The organism is Stenotrophomonas sp. 2694, assembly GCF_040548715.1.
Classification (GTDB): domain Bacteria; phylum Pseudomonadota; class Gammaproteobacteria; order Xanthomonadales; family Xanthomonadaceae; genus Stenotrophomonas; species Stenotrophomonas indicatrix.
This window is the reverse complement of record NZ_JBEPSG010000022.1, coordinates 14905-29296: the sequence shown is the minus strand read 5'-3', so window position 1 is coordinate 29296 and position 14392 is coordinate 14905. Positions and strand designations below refer to the sequence as shown.

At 65.1% G+C, this 14392-nt stretch carries 16 protein-coding genes and 1 tRNA gene; 8 read left to right on the top strand and 9 right to left on the bottom strand.

The annotated features are described in order from the left end of the window. Positions 1-150 precede the first annotated feature (150 nt). From ABIA73_RS18345 to ABIA73_RS18320, 6 genes are all read right to left on the bottom strand, one after another. Entirely contained in the window at positions 151-1521 is a 1371-nt protein-coding gene (locus tag ABIA73_RS18345) for a sensor histidine kinase (protein WP_080150572.1), read from the bottom strand. Continuing rightward, a complete protein-coding gene (locus tag ABIA73_RS18340) occupies positions 1484-2161 on the bottom strand; it encodes a response regulator transcription factor (RefSeq protein ID WP_025874286.1) in 678 nt (225 codons plus the stop codon). Before ABIA73_RS18340 ends, ABIA73_RS18345 begins: the two co-directional genes overlap by 38 nt. An 8-nt stretch (positions 2162-2169) precedes the next feature. Further along, positions 2170-2643: a hypothetical protein gene (locus ABIA73_RS18335; RefSeq protein ID WP_025874285.1), complete on the bottom strand. Its 474-nt coding sequence runs from the start codon at positions 2641-2643 to the stop codon at positions 2170-2172. Between the two features lie 89 nt (positions 2644-2732). After that, positions 2733-3209 carry a hypothetical protein gene (locus tag ABIA73_RS18330; RefSeq protein WP_025874284.1) on the bottom strand — a complete coding sequence of 159 codons (477 nt, stop codon included), beginning with the start codon at positions 3207-3209 and terminating at the stop codon, positions 2733-2735. A 255-nt stretch (positions 3210-3464) separates the two neighbouring features. Further along, positions 3465-4343, bottom strand: a complete 879-nt coding sequence (rimK, locus tag ABIA73_RS18325) for a 30S ribosomal protein S6--L-glutamate ligase (RefSeq protein ID WP_093818761.1) — start codon at positions 4341-4343, stop codon at positions 3465-3467. 93 nt (positions 4344-4436) lie between these two features. After that, a complete protein-coding gene (locus ABIA73_RS18320; protein WP_025874282.1) occupies positions 4437-4679 on the bottom strand; it encodes a hypothetical protein in 243 nt (80 codons plus the stop codon). Positions 4680-5085: 406 nt separating this feature from the next. Here ABIA73_RS18320 and ABIA73_RS18315 point away from each other — a divergent pair, with 406 nt between their 5' ends. Further along, positions 5086-5538 carry a hypothetical protein gene (locus tag ABIA73_RS18315; protein ID WP_051562351.1) on the top strand — a complete coding sequence of 151 codons (453 nt, stop codon included), beginning with the start codon at positions 5086-5088 and terminating at the stop codon, positions 5536-5538. 438 nt (positions 5539-5976) lie between these two features. Here the strand turns inward: ABIA73_RS18315 and ABIA73_RS18310 are convergent. Together ABIA73_RS18310 and ABIA73_RS18305 are read right to left on the bottom strand one after the other, a co-directional pair. After that, positions 5977-6050: transfer RNA gene (locus ABIA73_RS18310), tRNA-Gly, on the bottom strand. A 106-nt stretch (positions 6051-6156) separates the two neighbouring features. Beyond that, positions 6157-7989, bottom strand: a complete 1833-nt coding sequence (locus ABIA73_RS18305) for an autotransporter domain-containing esterase (protein ID WP_025874280.1) — start codon at positions 7987-7989, stop codon at positions 6157-6159. Between the two features lie 207 nt (positions 7990-8196). Between ABIA73_RS18305 and thiS the strand changes: the two genes are divergently transcribed. From thiS to ABIA73_RS18285, 4 genes are all read left to right on the top strand, one after another. Then, positions 8197-8397, top strand: a complete 201-nt coding sequence (thiS, locus tag ABIA73_RS18300; protein ID WP_093818795.1) for a sulfur carrier protein ThiS — start codon at positions 8197-8199, stop codon at positions 8395-8397. 132 nt (positions 8398-8529) lie between these two features. Continuing rightward, positions 8530-9324 (top strand): thiazole synthase, encoded by a 795-nt coding sequence (locus tag ABIA73_RS18295; RefSeq protein ID WP_032975186.1) that lies wholly within the window; start codon positions 8530-8532, stop codon positions 9322-9324. Then, positions 9324-10058 carry a tRNA (guanosine(46)-N7)-methyltransferase TrmB gene (gene trmB / locus ABIA73_RS18290; protein WP_025874277.1) on the top strand — a complete coding sequence of 245 codons (735 nt, stop codon included), beginning with the start codon at positions 9324-9326 and terminating at the stop codon, positions 10056-10058. The genes ABIA73_RS18295 and trmB overlap by 1 nt, the downstream gene beginning before the upstream one ends. Before the next feature lie 27 nt (positions 10059-10085). After that, on the top strand, positions 10086-11933 hold the full coding sequence (locus ABIA73_RS18285) for an SLC13 family permease (RefSeq protein WP_354276133.1): 1848 nt from the start codon (positions 10086-10088) through the stop codon (positions 11931-11933). 398 nt (positions 11934-12331) lie between these two features. Here ABIA73_RS18285 and ABIA73_RS18280 read toward each other — a convergent pair whose 3' ends face one another. Beyond that, entirely contained in the window at positions 12332-12667 is a 336-nt protein-coding gene (locus tag ABIA73_RS18280) for a Rieske (2Fe-2S) protein (RefSeq protein WP_049469607.1), read from the bottom strand. Positions 12668-12845: 178 nt separating this feature from the next. Here ABIA73_RS18280 and ABIA73_RS18275 point away from each other — a divergent pair, with 178 nt between their 5' ends. From ABIA73_RS18275 to mscL, 3 genes are all read left to right on the top strand, one after another. Further along, positions 12846-13127: a hypothetical protein gene (locus tag ABIA73_RS18275; RefSeq protein WP_025874274.1), complete on the top strand. Its 282-nt coding sequence runs from the start codon at positions 12846-12848 to the stop codon at positions 13125-13127. Positions 13128-13197: 70 nt separating this feature from the next. Beyond that, complete coding sequence (locus ABIA73_RS18270; RefSeq protein WP_025874273.1) at positions 13198-13914, top strand: fumarylacetoacetate hydrolase family protein; 717 nt, start codon at positions 13198-13200, stop codon at positions 13912-13914. Positions 13915-13973: 59 nt separating this feature from the next. Further along, positions 13974-14378 (top strand): large-conductance mechanosensitive channel protein MscL, encoded by a 405-nt coding sequence (gene mscL / locus ABIA73_RS18265; RefSeq protein WP_033831860.1) that lies wholly within the window; start codon positions 13974-13976, stop codon positions 14376-14378. Positions 14379-14392: the final 14 nt, after the last annotated feature.

Genomic DNA, 14392 nt, shown 5'->3' with positions numbered 1-14392 from the left:
GCAGGTGTCGTACTGGACCAGATACGCCGCACCTTCGCGGAAGCTGCATTGGCGTTGCATGCGACATTTCGCGCCGAGTGGGAGATTTTGGCGACGAATGGATTCGTGCCGACCAAGGTCGGCACCCAGCAAAGCAGCAGCCAGAATGGGTTACAGCGGCTTCGGCGAGAACGTCAGCGTGGCGATCACGCCGCGGGCGCCGCCCGGGCGCACGCTCACCTGCCAGCCGTACAGATCGCACAGGCGACTGACGATCGACAGGCCGATACCGCCACCCTGCGAGTGGCCGGCATGGGTACCGCGGTAGCCGCGCTGGAACAGCTTGGCGGCATCTTCCTCGCTCAGGCCTGGCCCGCTGTCGGTCACCGACACAGCGTTGGTGCCCACATGTACGCGCACCTCGCCATCCTGCGAGTACTTCACCGCATTGCCGATCAGGTTGCCCAGCGCCACCGACAACGCCGCTTCGGGGGCATCGATGACCAGATCGCGTTCGCCATCCAGGTGCAGCTCCAGCGGCTTGCCACCCAACTGGGCGCGGTGCGCGTCCAGCAGCTGTTCGGCCACCCGGGCTACATTGCTGCTGCCCTGCCCGCGTTCGTTGCGCGACAGCAGCAGCAGCGCGCCGATCAGATCGCTGCACTGCTGCTCGGCGCGCTGGATGCGCTGCAGGCGCTGCAGCACCTTTTCGTCCAGGCCGGGGCGGGTCAGCAGAAGCTCGGTGGCGCCACGGATCACCGCCAACGGCGTGCGCAGCTCGTGGCTGACATCGGCATTGAACTCACGGTCGCGCTGCACCACTTCGGTCAGCCGCGAGGAATAGTCATCCAACGCCTGTGCCAACTGGCCCACTTCGTCATCCGGGAAGCGCGGCGCCAACGGCTCGGGCTCACTGGTACCGCCACGGTACGCACGCAGGCGCGCGGCCAGATCCGAGACCGGCTTCATCACCTTGGAGGCCGACCACCAGCCCAGCACCAGCGACAGCAGGCTGAATACCAGCACCGACAGGAACAGCGCGCGGTTGAGCTGCTGCCCACCGCGGACGCTGTCGGTCATGTCGTAGGCCAGGAACGCCCAGGCATCGGGAGTCTTGCGCACGGCCAGCTTGTAGGAATAGCGCTCGCCGCGCTCGTCCACACCGCCCATGTTGTACAGGCCGTCCTTGAACTCGTACCAGTCCGGCTCCTCCTCGCGCAGGGCTTCGAACTTGTCCGGCTTGATCAGGCGCGCGCGCATCTGCTGCACCGGCAGGTCGGGGTTGCGGTCCGGGCTTTCGTAATAACGCCGCACGTACTCGCTGATGTTGCGGTTCATCACGTCTTCCACCAGCTGGTTTTCCACCCGCATGCGGGCCCAGTTGGTGGCGAACGCGAACAGTGTCGTCAGGCAGAAGCCCAACAACACGAACGAGACGATGATGCGGCTGCGCAGGCGCCGCCGATAAGGCGTGCGCCGGCGCTCCCCCTTGCTTGCCACAGAATCAGGCTTCCGGCGTAGCGATGCGGTATCCGATGCCATGGCGGGTCTGGATCATCGGCACTTCAAAGGGCTTGTCCACCACGGCGCGCAGGCCGTGGATGTGCACGCGCAGCGAATCGGAGTCCGGCAGCTCTTCGCCCCAGACACGGGTTTCCAGCTCCTGCCGGGTGACCACGGCCGGGGCCGCTTCCATCAGCGCCTGCAGGATCTTCAATGCGGTCGGGTTGAGCTGCAGCAGCTTGCCCTGGCGGCGCACTTCCAGCGTGTCCAGGTTGTATTCCAGGTCACCGGTTTCCAGCACGCGGGTCTGCACGCCCTTGCCGCGACGCGACAGGGCGTTCAGACGCACTTCCACTTCCTGCAGCGCGAACGGCTTGATCAGGTAGTCGTCAGCACCGGAATCGAAGCCGGCCAGCTTGTTGTCCAGCGAATCGCGCGCGGTCAGCATCAGCACCGGGGTCTGCTTGCGCGCTTCATTGCGAAGCTTGCGGCAGACTTCGATGCCGTCCATGCCGGGCAGGTTGAGGTCCAGGACAATCGCGTCGAACTCGTGCACGACAGCCAGATGCAACCCGGTCACTCCGTCGGCAGCGAAGTCCACGGTGTGGCCCCGGTCCTCCAGGTAGTCGCCCAGATTGGCCGCAATGTCGCTGTTGTCTTCGATTACCAGGATTCTCACTGTCACCTCTAATTGACGAATTTACCGACGCGCTGGGCCTGGCCCATGTCGCGCTGTGCCTTGTCCTTCTGCCGAGCACGCTCGGCGACGGTCATGCATTGCGTGGACGACATGTTGGAACCAATGGTCTTCTCACGTCGGCATATTAGACGACTATCTTCACGCGCCTGTGTCAAAACGGTGTTCACGACCTGCTGATCGTTGAAGACCTCAGTTCGTACCGATTCAGGCATCGCGTCCTTGGTCGGGTACTGCTCGGCGGCGGCACGGATGCGAACCAGGGTCTCGCGGACCTTGCCGCGCTCTTCCTGACGCAGCTCGGAATAGGTTTCGCCATCGTTGAGCTCGATCTCGATGCGCTCTACCTGCTGCAGCAGCGGCTTGCCCGGCAGGAATACCTCTTCGGCACTCTTGGCCCCTGCCGAGGCAGCGACCAGGGCCAACGCCGAAACCAGAACCGCTGATATCACTGGATGCTTCATGACAAACGAATCCCTGTCTGAGGTGAACGCCGACTGTATGCGGATGCCCGCTCTGCCAGCAAGTGCTGGCCGGCAGGGTGCAGGCGGCCTTAAAGCTTGGAGTCCGGGTTCAAGTTGCTGTAGGTGCGCTGGTCGTTGAGCAGGGCCTTGCCCTTCTCTTCGATGCGGCGCCGTTCGGCCACGGTCATGCAACGGCTCTTGGGCATGTTGCTGCCCGTGGTGCGCTGGTACGAGCAGATCTGGCGGCTGTCGTCGTGGGCGCGCGTCAGGATGCTGTTGACCCGCTCCTGATCGTTGAAGACGTCGTTCTGCACCTGCGGTGGCAGCTCCTGGACGGTCTGCCGGTCGCCCATCCGCTGGGTGATCCGCGCCAATGCCTGCTGGACCTGACTGCGGTCCTCGGCGGAGATTTCGTTGTAGTCGCCCTGCTGCAGGGCTTTTTCGACCTGGCGGACCTGCTCGGCCACCGGGGTCTGGCGGTCCATCTGCACAGCCGCCTTTTCCGGCTTGGCCAGTGCAACGCCAGGCAGGCACAGCAACAGCACGATCATCGTGGTGCGGTACATCGCCAACCTCCCGATCCTTCGGAACGAAGGCCCAACTCTACGAGTGTCCCCACGTGCCCACAAGGGCCCCTTGGCAGGGGGACACAGGGCATAAAAAAGACCCAGGCGGTGCACCCGCCTGGGCCTGAAGTTGTATCCCGATACCGATCCTGCTGAGAGGCAGAGCTGCGGTTCGTTGAAGGCTACGCCCGGGGCGATTAAAGCAGTGTTAAACCCGCCAACCTCGCCTGAATTTAATTTCAAGCCACTGAAATATCAGGTTTTTTTGATCTTCTCGACATGTTCGATGATGCGTGCGGCCACATCCACCCCGCAGGCGGCCTCGATCCCTTCCAGGCCCGGGGTGGAGTTCACCTCCAGCACCAGCGGGCCGCGCTCGGAGCGGATCAGGTCCACCCCGCAGACGCCCAGCCCCAGCGCCTTGGCCGAACGCACCGCCACCTGCTGTTCGGCCCGGCTGGCCTTGGACGCCACCGCCGTGCCGCCGGCATGCAGGTTCGAGCGGAAATCCCCCTCCGGCGCCTGGCGCTGCATCGACGCCACCACCTGATCGCCGACCACGAAGCAACGCAGGTCGGCGCCCTTGGCCTCGCCGATGAACTCCTGCATCAGGAAGTTGGCATACAGGCCACGCAGGGCTTCGACGATGCCGCGCGAGGCGCTGGCCTTCTCGGTGAGGATCACGCCACGGCCCTGGGTGCCTTCATTGAGCTTCACCACATGCGGCGGCGGGCCGAGCATGGACAACAGGTCGACGGTGTCATCCGGGTTGTCACCAAAGACGGTGACCGGCATGTCGATGCCCTTGGCCGCCAGCAGCTGGTGCGCCCGCAGCTTGTCGCGCGAGCGCAGGATCGCGTCGGACGGATTGGGCGTGCGTGCGCCCATCAGTTCGAACTGGCGCAGCACGGCGGTGCCATAGCGGGTGACCGAAGCACCGATGCGCGGGATGACCGCATCCACGCCGGTCATCGGCCGCCCCTTGTAGTGCATGGAAAAGCCGTCCGCGGCGATGCGCATGTAGCAGCGCAGCGGATCCAGGATGCGCACGGTATGGCCGCGCGCGCGCGCGGCCTCGACCAGCCGACGGGTGGAGTACAGCCGGGTGTTGCGGGACAGGATGGCGAGCTTCATCGCAGTGGGATCGGTCGGCAGGCGCGAAGCATAGCGTGGCAGCGTTGCGTCTGGATGATGCTGCCTGGCCCGCGCGCAGCCGCGCTGCCCAGTTCACTCCGTGCCTGGCAACACCGGTGGACAGGTGCGTGCCGCTTCGCCCAGCGCGGCGATGCAGGCCATCTGGATGGCCGACCCACTGAAGGCGTCCTGGTAGATCTGCCCGATCAACCGCGCCGCCTCCGGGCCACCGGCACGCCCGAGTGCTCGAACCGCTTCGACCTGTTTGGCCGAGCCGATGCCGGCCGAAAGAAAGATCCTGTGCAGCCGTGTGACAACGTCATCCCTGCTTTCCACGCGCATGTTTCCACTTGAAAGGAGTCTGGACGCTACCGCGCACTGCCTGCACGGGAAATGCGGATTGTTGGAAACGAACGCCCCGCGCTCGGCCTGAATCAGGCCCGACAGAATCTAGCCGATGCGAACGAAGCGGGCCCATCTGAATCGCTCGCCCAAGCGACTTTTGAGTGTGCGAGGTCAGGAGGGCGCTCCAGCCAGCTCGACGCCGTAGGGCGCCGTAGGGCAATGCCGCGACAGCACTTGGCCATTCCCCTACCCAGCATCTTGCACGCATGGAAAGGCCACCGTTCACCTTCGCCGACTGGAATTACCTGCAATAGACGGGGAGTTACCTGACTTCAAACGACGCGATCATTGTTGATAACCTCGGACGCAGGGGATCCATCAGCAAAGGAGGTGCATGATGCCTGTTACGCAACGTGGGAGATTGGCTTGTATCGTCGCAGGGCTGGCACTTTCTGTAGCACTCGCCGCCAATGCAAGCACGCAACAAATACAGCCTCAGCAGCAACAGCGACTTCCCTCTGTGGCGGAAAGCATGTCGATTTTCCGACAGCTGGAGCCTGAACTGCAGCGTTTTGTGGATCAGCAGACGCGGCTACCGGGCCAAGAAGAGCATGTACTTGTCCGGATCACTCCTGAGCCGTCTACAGGCATAGTCTGGATTGATCTGGATTCAGGCTATTTGCCTAAAGGGGCGACGGAGCTGAGTGAGAGTTTCGGCGAAAAGATCGGCGAGATCGAGGCGGAGCTTTACGAGTACCTCTCCGGAACTGTCGGATTCAAGTACGTTATTGCACGAATCGGGGGTAAAACGATCAATGAAATCCTTCCCCCAGGGCGTCCAAGGTTGTGACCTGCGCTCCGGATTACCGCTGCAGCCAGAGTTGCCGCCAGTGCATAACTCCAAACAGTACGGCAGGTGCGCTGAGTGTAGTTGCCAACAAGGTCACCTGAAGTTGAGGCAGGCCACTCATCTTTCCACGTGATTCGCTACACCCGACCGAAGACCTGCAAGAACCTGCCGAACGAGCAGCGAAGACTCACAACTCGCGGCCGATCGCGAATGAAGCGAGTCTTCCCTTGAAGGGCGCGCATCGCGCTGAGGATTCGATAAGACCCGCGAGGCGGCGGACATTCACGAGGCGCTGGCCCAGCCGAGCATCCATCAGTCACCACGACCGGGATCCACGCGCGAAAGAAAAGAGAGTCCAAAACCACTTCGGCGCAGTGAATTGCGAAGCGCTTCGGTTATTGCGGAGCGCCTCGATCTGGCGCAAACCGCTGGAAGACATGGAGCGGGCGAAGGGAATCGAACCCTCGTCAGTAGCTTGGGAAGCTACAGCTCTACCATTGAGCTACGCCCGCGTTGCCCGACAAGTCTATGCGGGGCACGTGTTCAAACGCAACGGGCAGGCCCTTGCAGCCTGCCCGTGGCGGTGACGGCAGGCCCGCAGGCCTGCCGTCGTTTGCATCAGAAGCTGCCGCTGAAGCTGGCAAACAGCGTCGCGTCCTGCGCACGCTTCTGCAGGGTGGTGGCGCTCAGGCCGATGTTGCTCTGCAGGCCGAACAGCTCCATGCGCGCGCCCAGGATGGCGGTTGCATAGTTCTTGTCGAAGTCCATGCCCGGCACGCGGTACATGCCGACGTCCGGCAGGCTCTGCACCCAGGCGCTGGCCTGCTTGGTGTCTTCGAACTCGTGGTCGTAGGTCACCTGCACGTACGGCTTGACGGTGCCGCCGTCGAAGCGGGCCTGCCAACCGATACGGCCGACGGTGGAATCGACATCCTGCTTGCCGTAACCCAGCGCGGTGGCCAGGGTGCCGGCATCGGCGCTTTCGGTGTAACCGTCGATCTTGACCTGCTGCCAGATCACCGAGGCGATCGGGCCGTGGCGGAAGCCACCTTCGGTGCCGAACTCGTAACCGGCGTTCAGGGCGGCGGTCAGGTTGCTGCCGTCCGGCGAGCCACCGTGTTCGCGGGTGGCCGGGCCGAGCTGGACCTTGCGGTTCACGTCATAGGACAGCCAGGTGTAGCTGACCTGGCCATTGACCCAGATGCGGTCGCCGTACCAGCCGGCGAACAGACCGGCCGTGGTGTCCTTCTGGGTGAAATCGCCACGGCTGTTGCCGAAGTCGGCATTCAGGCGGCCAAAGCCGGCGAAGCCGCCGAAGACCATGCCGTCACGTGCCCAGTCGACACCGAACAGGCCGGCCGGGGCCAGGCCGTCGTACAGATCGGCGTGGTCGTAGCGCTGCATGTCACCGCGCACGCCGCCCCACCAGGACATCCCGTCGGCCGGACGGCCGGCCTGGTGCAGGCTGACCTGGTCGGCACGCGAGCGGCCGATGGTCTGCGCCGAGTGGCTCAGCACCTGCTGCAGGCGCGGGCCTTCCAGGATCGAGATGGCGTACTGGCCCAGCATCTGGTGCGCGGCCGTGGTCGGGTGCACGTCATCGGCGAACAGGTAGGTACTTGCCGCATCCGGACGCACATAGGCCAAGGGGCTGCAGGTCAGCGACGACGGCACGGTGCAGGCCCGGCCGGTGACGTTGCTGAAGCCGTACATGCCCGGGCTGGCGATGATTTCGCGCAGCAGCGTGTAGGTGTCCAGCGGAATGAAATCGATGCCGGCCTGCTTGAGACCGCCATAAAGCGCGCTGTTGTAGGCGTTGGACAGCGCCGTCCCCTGCACGCGCGCGGCAGCGCCGCGATCGATGAAGCCCGGAGTGGAGCCGATATCGGGCAGGTTCGGAACCAGCACGTACTCGGCACCGGCCTGCTTCAGGCTGGCCACGATACCGATCTGGTCAGTGACCGCCGAGCCGATGACTGCCGGCGCCTGGGCCGGGTTGGTGATCTGGAACAGGTCGTTTGCGCCACCCCAGACGGTGTACAGCGCGCGCGGATCCGCCTTGCCACCGTTGGCGGCCAGGTAGTTGGCGGTCTGCGTCTTCAACGACGGCACCAGCACGTTGCCCAGCTGCGGGTTGCGGAAGTCGGTGCCGACCCGGGCGCCGCCGACAGCGTAGTTGTCGCCGGTCTGGCCGTTGCCGTTCGGGCTGGCGTTGGTGCCGTAGTAATCGGCCACCCACTGTGCCCACTCCCAACCGGGGTTGGTGGTGGACTGGCCGGTGACCGGACGCACGTCGGCCGGCAGCAGCGGACGGAAGTAGCCGCTGTCGGTCAGGCTGTCACCGATGAACACGGTGCGGGTGAACGGGGATTCGCCTGCCATGGCCGGCAGCGCGGCCAGCGCGATCGCGGCCGCCATGAGGGAGCGGATCGGGCGTTTGCTGAGCAGCATGTAAAAACTCCTGTGGGGATATCGTTTGAGGATCCGACGCACGTACGCCGGCGCACGGTGAATGGTTTCACTGCGCCGCCAATTGCTCACGCTGCGCCGCCGCATGGATTGTCGCCCGAGCCAGGCCTGGCGGGCTTTGCCGGTGCGGGCGTAGCGCACAACTTGCAACGGTTCCGATGCGAACCGGCGATCAGCGACAATGGCCCCATGAACATCCAGCTCAATGGCGAACCCCGCACCCTGCCCGCTTCGGCGACCCTCCTGGACCTGCTTGCGGCCGAGCAGTTGCTGCAACGCCGGGTGGCGGTGGAGGTGAACGGCGAGATCGTCAGTCGCAGCCTCCATGCCGAGCATGTGCTGGCCGAGGGCGATGTGGTGGAGATCGTGCATGCCCTGGGTGGCGGCTGAAGCATCCCGCGCTCCGCGCTCGCCGGGCATGGCCCGGCGCTACCCTGCGCATACGTTCCGGTAGCGCCGGGCCATGCCCGGCGGCGTCGAAGTGACGACCCCATCTTCGGGCGGATAAGCGATAATCGCGTCATGAACGCTCATGTCTCCCCCGATTCGCTGGTGATCGCCGGCAAGACCTACAGCTCGCGGCTGCTTACCGGCACCGGCAAGTTCAAGGATCTGGAAGAAACCCGCCTGGCCACCGAGGCCGCGGGCGCCCGGATCGTCACCGTGGCCATCCGCCGTACCAACATCGGCCAGAACCCGGGCGAACCGAACCTGCTCGACGTGCTGCCGCCGGACCGTTACACCATCCTGCCCAACACCGCCGGCTGCTACACCGCCGAGGATGCCGTGCGCACCTGCCGCCTGGCCCGCGAACTGCTGGACGGCCACAACCTGACCAAGCTGGAAGTACTGGGCGACCAGAAGTCGCTGTACCCGGACGTGGTGCAGACCCTCAAGGCCGCCGAGCAGCTGGTCAAGGACGGTTTCGAGGTGATGGTCTATACCTCCGACGACCCGATCCTGGCCAAGCGCCTGGAAGAGATCGGCTGCGCTGCGGTGATGCCGCTGGCCGCGCCGATCGGCTCGGGCCTGGGCATCCAGAACAAGTACAACCTGCTGCAGATCATCGAAGACGCCAAGGTGCCGATCATCGTCGACGCCGGCGTGGGCACCGCGTCGGATGCGGCGATCGCGATGGAGCTGGGCTGCGACGGCGTGCTGATGAACACCGCCATCGCCGGCGCGCGCAACCCGGTGTTGATGGCCAGCGCCATGCGCAAGGCCGTGGAAGCCGGCCGCGAGGCGTTCCTGGCTGGCCGCATTCCGCGCAAGCGCTATGCCAGTGCGTCCTCGCCGATCGATGGGTTGATCGGCTGATGACCAATCCATTCGACAGCGCCGGTTCGAAGGCACCGCCCAAGCCGTTCACGGTCAACGAAGGCCGCCGTGAAGTGCGCAGCTTCGTGCTGCGTCAGGGCCGTTTCACCCCGGCCCAGCAGCGCGCGTTCGACGAGCGCTGGCCGCGTTTCGGCCTGGATTTCAGCGGTGAACCGCGTGATCTGGATGCCACCTTCGGCCGCGATGCGCACAAGGTGCTGGAAATCGGCTTCGGCAACGGCGCCGCGCTGCGCTTCGCCGCGCAGCAGGACCCCAGCCGCGACTACATCGGCCTGGAAGTGCACGCGCCCGGCGTGGGCCGCCTGCTGAACGCGCTGGCCGACGACAACGCCGACCACGTGCGCCTGTACCACCACGACGCAGTGGAAGTGCTGGAAAAGGAAATCGCCGATGGCGCGCTGGACGAAGTGCGCATCTACTTCCCCGACCCGTGGCACAAGAAGCGCCACAACAAGCGTCGCCTGATCCAGCCGGGTTTTGCCGAGCTGCTGGTGCGCAAGCTGCGCCCCGGTGGCCGCCTGCACTGTGCCACCGACTGGGAGGATTACGCCGAGCAGATGTGGGACGTGCTCGATGCCACCCCCGGCCTGGTCAACCGTGCCGGTCCGCGTGGCAGCGTGCCGCGCCCGGACTGGCGCCCGCAGACCCACTTCGAGACCCGCGGCCAGAAGCTCGGCCATGGCGTCTGGGACCTGTTGTACGACCGCACCTGATGAACGCCTGAGGACGCCGCGCCCCACATGGATACCGCGCTGACGCTGACCACTGACATGAAGCTCGTGCTCGGGCTGGTCGGCTTCACAATGGCGATGTTCCTGTTCGAGCGCATCCGCGCCGACGTGGTCGCGCTGGTGGTGCTGGTGGTGCTGGGCGTGACCGGCCTGATCGCGCCGGAGGAGATCTTCGGCGGCTTCTCCGGCAACGCGGTGATGAGCATCATCGCCACCACCATCCTCGGCGCGGGCCTGGACCGCACCGGTGCCTTGAACCGGCTCGCGGCCTGGCTGCTGCGGCGCGGCCATGGCGTGGAGCAGCGGCTGCTGATGATGACCACGGCCATCGCCGGCCTGAACTCGTCCTTCATGCAGAACCCGTCGGTGATGGCGCTGTACCTGCCGGTTGCCTCGCGTCTGGCCGCGCGCACCGGGCTGACCATGCAACGCCTGCTGCTGCCGATCTCGGCGGCGATCGTGATGGGTGGCGCGCTGACCATGGTCGGCAACTCGCCGCTGATCCTGCTGAACGATCTGCTGGCCTCGGCCAACAACAACCTGCCCTCCGGCCTGGCCACCATCGAGCCGCTGCGCATGTTCGCGCCGCTGCCGATCGGCATCGCCCTGCTGATCGCCTCGCTGCTGTATTTCCGCTACTACGGCGACCGCAAGCTGGTGGAAGAGGAAAGCCTGGTCAACGACGGCACCACGCCGGCCCGCACCGAGAGCTACTTCGCCAAGACCTACGGCATCGAAGGCGACGTGTTCGAGCTGGTGGTCACCGCCGAGAGCCCGCTGGTCGGCATGACCCTGGGCGAGGCCGAGAACCTGCATGACGCGCCGCTGCTGCTGGCACTGAAGACTGGCAATGACACCCGCCTGGCACCGCCGGCGGAAATGCGCATCTGGGTGGGCAGCGTGCTCGGCGCGATGGGACCGCGCCAGCAGATCCACGATTTCGCGCAGAACCAGTTCCTGCGCATGTCCTTGCGCCTGAAACACCTGGGCGACTTGTTCAATCCCAGCCGCGCTGGCATTTCCGAGGCGGTGGTGCCGCCGACCTCCGGCGTCATCGGCAAGACCGCAGGCGAGCTGCGCCTGCGCAAGGAACGCGGCATCAGCCTGCTGGCGATCAACCGCGACAAGCAGGTGATCCGCGAGGATGTGCGCGATGTGCAGCTGCGCGCCGGCGACATGCTGGTCTTCCACAGCATCTGGACCGACCTCGCGCAGGCCGCCAAGAGCCGCGACTTCGTGGTGGTCACCGATTACCCCACCGGCGAGCAGCGCCCGCACAAGTTCAAGATTGCCATGGCGATCTTCGCCCTGACCATCCTGATCGCGCTGACCAGCAAACTGCCGGTGGCGCTGACGCTGATGACCGGTGTGGCCGGAATGCTGTTGACCGGCGTGCTGCGCATGGACGAGGCCTATGCCTCGATCAACTGGAAGACGGTGTTCATGATGGCCGGGCTGATTCCGCTCGGCTGGGCGATGGATTCCAGCGGCGCAGCGGCATGGGTGGCCGGCCATACCATCGACAAGCTGCCCACCGGCATTCCGATCTGGGTGCTGGAACTGGCGCTGGCGCTGCTGACCACGGTGTTCTCGCTGGTGATCAGCCATGTGGGCGCGACCATCGTGATGGTGCCGATCGCGGTGAACCTGGCGCTGGCGGCCGGCGGCAATCCCACGGCATTCGCGCTGATCGTGGCGCTGTCGGCGTCCAACAACCTGATGACGGCGTCGAACCCGGTGATTTCGATGATCACCGGCCCGGCCAACTACACCCCGCGCGAGATGTGGCGGGTCGGCGGCCCGCTGTCGCTGATCTACACCTGCGTGGTGGTGGTGATGATCAACCTGATGTTCTGAGGGTTGGGTTTGTTGGCAGGGCTGCGCCCTGCACCCGCAGAGGCAACGACAACGGCACGGCAACGGCAACGGCAACGGCAATGGCAACAGCCTGCATTCCTTGGGATGGCGGGGTGGGTCCGGTTGCGGGGGACGCTGCAAGTACATCCATGTAAGCTCGGTCGCCGCATCCATGCGGCTCACGCCCCCGCAACCGGACCCACCCCGCCTTCGACAGATTTCCGCGCGCTGTGGAAACGGCGTTCTGTGCTGCTGTTGGTAGGTGTCGACCTTAGTCGGCACGGTAGATCCACGCCATGCGTGGATGGATTCCTGGATGTTTCGCTGATGTGGTGGGTTCTGAACTTGGTGGGTTCTGAACTCGGTGGGTGCGGACCGTTGGTCCGCACACCGATGCCTCAGGCCAGGTAGACCTGTCCATCCCGCACATCCACCGGCACTGCGCGCAGGCGGTCGCCCTTGCAGGGGCCGGCGATGCAGTCGCCACTGTCCAGCGCGAACGAGGCGCCGTGGGCGGCGCAGACCAGATGGCCTTCGCGGCTCTTCAGGAACTGGCCGGGCGCCCAATCTAGGCGGCGGCCCGCGTGCGGGCAGATGTTCAGGAACGCGCGCACCTGTTCACCGTCGCGGTACAGCAGCAGCGACTCGGCATCGCCATCGACCACCGCTTCAACCTCGGCAAACGCACCATCGGCAATGGCATCCAGGGTGATCAGGGCAACAGCGGCAGTCATGGCGAAGGCTCGGACGGAATCGCGCATTGTCGCACGCCTGGTCATGTGACTAGCTGCGACATGAACACAAGTCATTGATCCGTAATAAGCCAAGGCTATATTTAACGAGTTTTTCACTCAATGACAGTGGCACCTGCCGATACTCATGGCTCGCTGATTTCCAGCCTATCGAGCCACCATGTTCAATCGCGATTTCGCCTTCAACCAGTTCCGCACCCTGTTTGCCCCGCGCAAGCCGCGCCATCCGCTGGTGCGCGTTGCCGTGGGCCTGCTCGGCCTGGCGATCCTGGCCGCGATGGTGTTCATCGGCGTATTCGTCGGTGCAGCCATGATCCTGGTGGGCCTGGCGTGGAAGCTGCTGGCTTCGCGCAAGCCCGGCCCGAGCCGCCCGGTCGACCCGAACGTGGTCGAGGGCGAGTACCACGTGGTGCGCAAGTCGGCGCTGCCGTCGTCGCGCTGATCGACGCTGCCCGCTGACGGCGGGCCTTGCTGCGTTCTAGACTGCGGGCACTCCCTTCCTGGATGCCCGCATGTCCGATGTCTCCGATGTGATCCCTGCTGCAGCCACGCCGCGTGTACCGGTGGTTGGTGGCGGCAGCTTTCCCGTGCACCGCATCTACTGCGTCGGCCGCAACTTCGCCGACCACGCGCGTGAGATGGGTGCTGCCGTGCCCGCAGCAGATGATCGCGGCCGCCCGATGTTCTTCACCAAGCCGGCCGACGCCATCGTGGTCGGCCACGACGATGTGATCCCCTACCCGCCTGCCACCAGCAACCTGCATCACGAGGTGGAACTGGTGGTGGCGATCGGCCGTGACGCGCCCACCGGCGTGCTGGCCGTGGCCGACGCCGAGGCCCTGGTCTATGGCTATGCCGTGGGCCTGGACCTGACCCGCCGCGACCTGCAGGCGGCCGCCAAGGAGAAGGGCCACCCGTGGGATTCGGCCAAGGGTTTCGATGCCTCTGCACCGATCAGCGAGATCGTGCACGCCGGTGAAGTCGGCGATCTGGCCGCGCTCAATCTGTCGCTGGAGATCAATGGCGAAGTCCGCCAGCAGTCCCTGCTCGACCAGATGATCTGGAACGTGCCGGAGATCCTGCACGAGCTGTCCAAGCTGTGGCAGCTGCGCGCCGGCGACCTGGTGTTCATGGGCACGCCGTCCGGCGTGGCCGCGCTGAAGCCCGGCGACCGTTTCAGTGCACGCCTTGAGAACGTGGCCGAACGCCACGGCGTGATCGCCGGCTGACATCACCTGCGCTACCCTTCGCGCTGCCCCCCCCCCTCGCCCTCAGGAGAAAAACAACAATGGGAATGCTCACCGAGTTCAAGGAATTCGCGATGCGCGGCAACGTCATCGACCTCGCCGTCGGCGTGGTGATTGGCGCTGCCTTCGGCAAGATCGTCACCGCGCTGGTGGAGAAGATCATCATGCCGCCGCTGGGCTACCTGATTGGCCGGGTGGATTTCTCGCACCTGGCGTGGACGCTGTCGCCGGCCAGCATCGGGCCTGATGGCAAGGAAATCCCGGCCGTGGTGATCGGCTACGGTGATTTCATCAACACGCTGATCCAGTTCGTGATCGTGGCGTTCGCCATCTTCCTGGTGATCAAGGTGATCAACCGCCTGTCGCGCAAGAAGGAAGCGGCACCGGCAGCGCCGGCCGAGGAAGTGGTGCTGCTGCGCGAGATCCGCGACAGCCTGAAGAAATAAGGTGGGTGGCGCCG

Coding starts and splice junctions, on each gene's coding strand:
- ABIA73_RS18345 (WP_080150572.1), bottom strand. CDS start 1,521: ATGGCATCGGATACCGCATCGCTACGCCGGAAGCCTGATTCTGTGGCA.
- ABIA73_RS18335 (WP_025874285.1), bottom strand. CDS start 2,643: ATGAAGCATCCAGTGATATCAGCGGTTCTGGTTTCGGCGTTGGCCCTG.
- ABIA73_RS18330 (WP_025874284.1), bottom strand. CDS start 3,209: ATGTACCGCACCACGATGATCGTGCTGTTGCTGTGCCTGCCTGGCGTT.
- rimK (WP_093818761.1), bottom strand. CDS start 4,343: ATGAAGCTCGCCATCCTGTCCCGCAACACCCGGCTGTACTCCACCCGT.
- ABIA73_RS18315 (WP_051562351.1), top strand. CDS start 5,086: ATGCCTGTTACGCAACGTGGGAGATTGGCTTGTATCGTCGCAGGGCTG.
- ABIA73_RS18305 (WP_025874280.1), bottom strand. CDS start 7,989: ATGCTGCTCAGCAAACGCCCGATCCGCTCCCTCATGGCGGCCGCGATC.
- thiS (WP_093818795.1), top strand. CDS start 8,197: ATGAACATCCAGCTCAATGGCGAACCCCGCACCCTGCCCGCTTCGGCG.
- ABIA73_RS18295 (WP_032975186.1), top strand. CDS start 8,530: ATGAACGCTCATGTCTCCCCCGATTCGCTGGTGATCGCCGGCAAGACC.
- trmB (WP_025874277.1), top strand. CDS start 9,324: ATGACCAATCCATTCGACAGCGCCGGTTCGAAGGCACCGCCCAAGCCG.
- ABIA73_RS18285 (WP_354276133.1), top strand. CDS start 10,086: ATGGATACCGCGCTGACGCTGACCACTGACATGAAGCTCGTGCTCGGG.
- ABIA73_RS18280 (WP_049469607.1), bottom strand. CDS start 12,667: ATGACTGCCGCTGTTGCCCTGATCACCCTGGATGCCATTGCCGATGGT.
- ABIA73_RS18275 (WP_025874274.1), top strand. CDS start 12,846: ATGTTCAATCGCGATTTCGCCTTCAACCAGTTCCGCACCCTGTTTGCC.
- ABIA73_RS18270 (WP_025874273.1), top strand. CDS start 13,198: ATGTCCGATGTCTCCGATGTGATCCCTGCTGCAGCCACGCCGCGTGTA.
- mscL (WP_033831860.1), top strand. CDS start 13,974: ATGGGAATGCTCACCGAGTTCAAGGAATTCGCGATGCGCGGCAACGTC.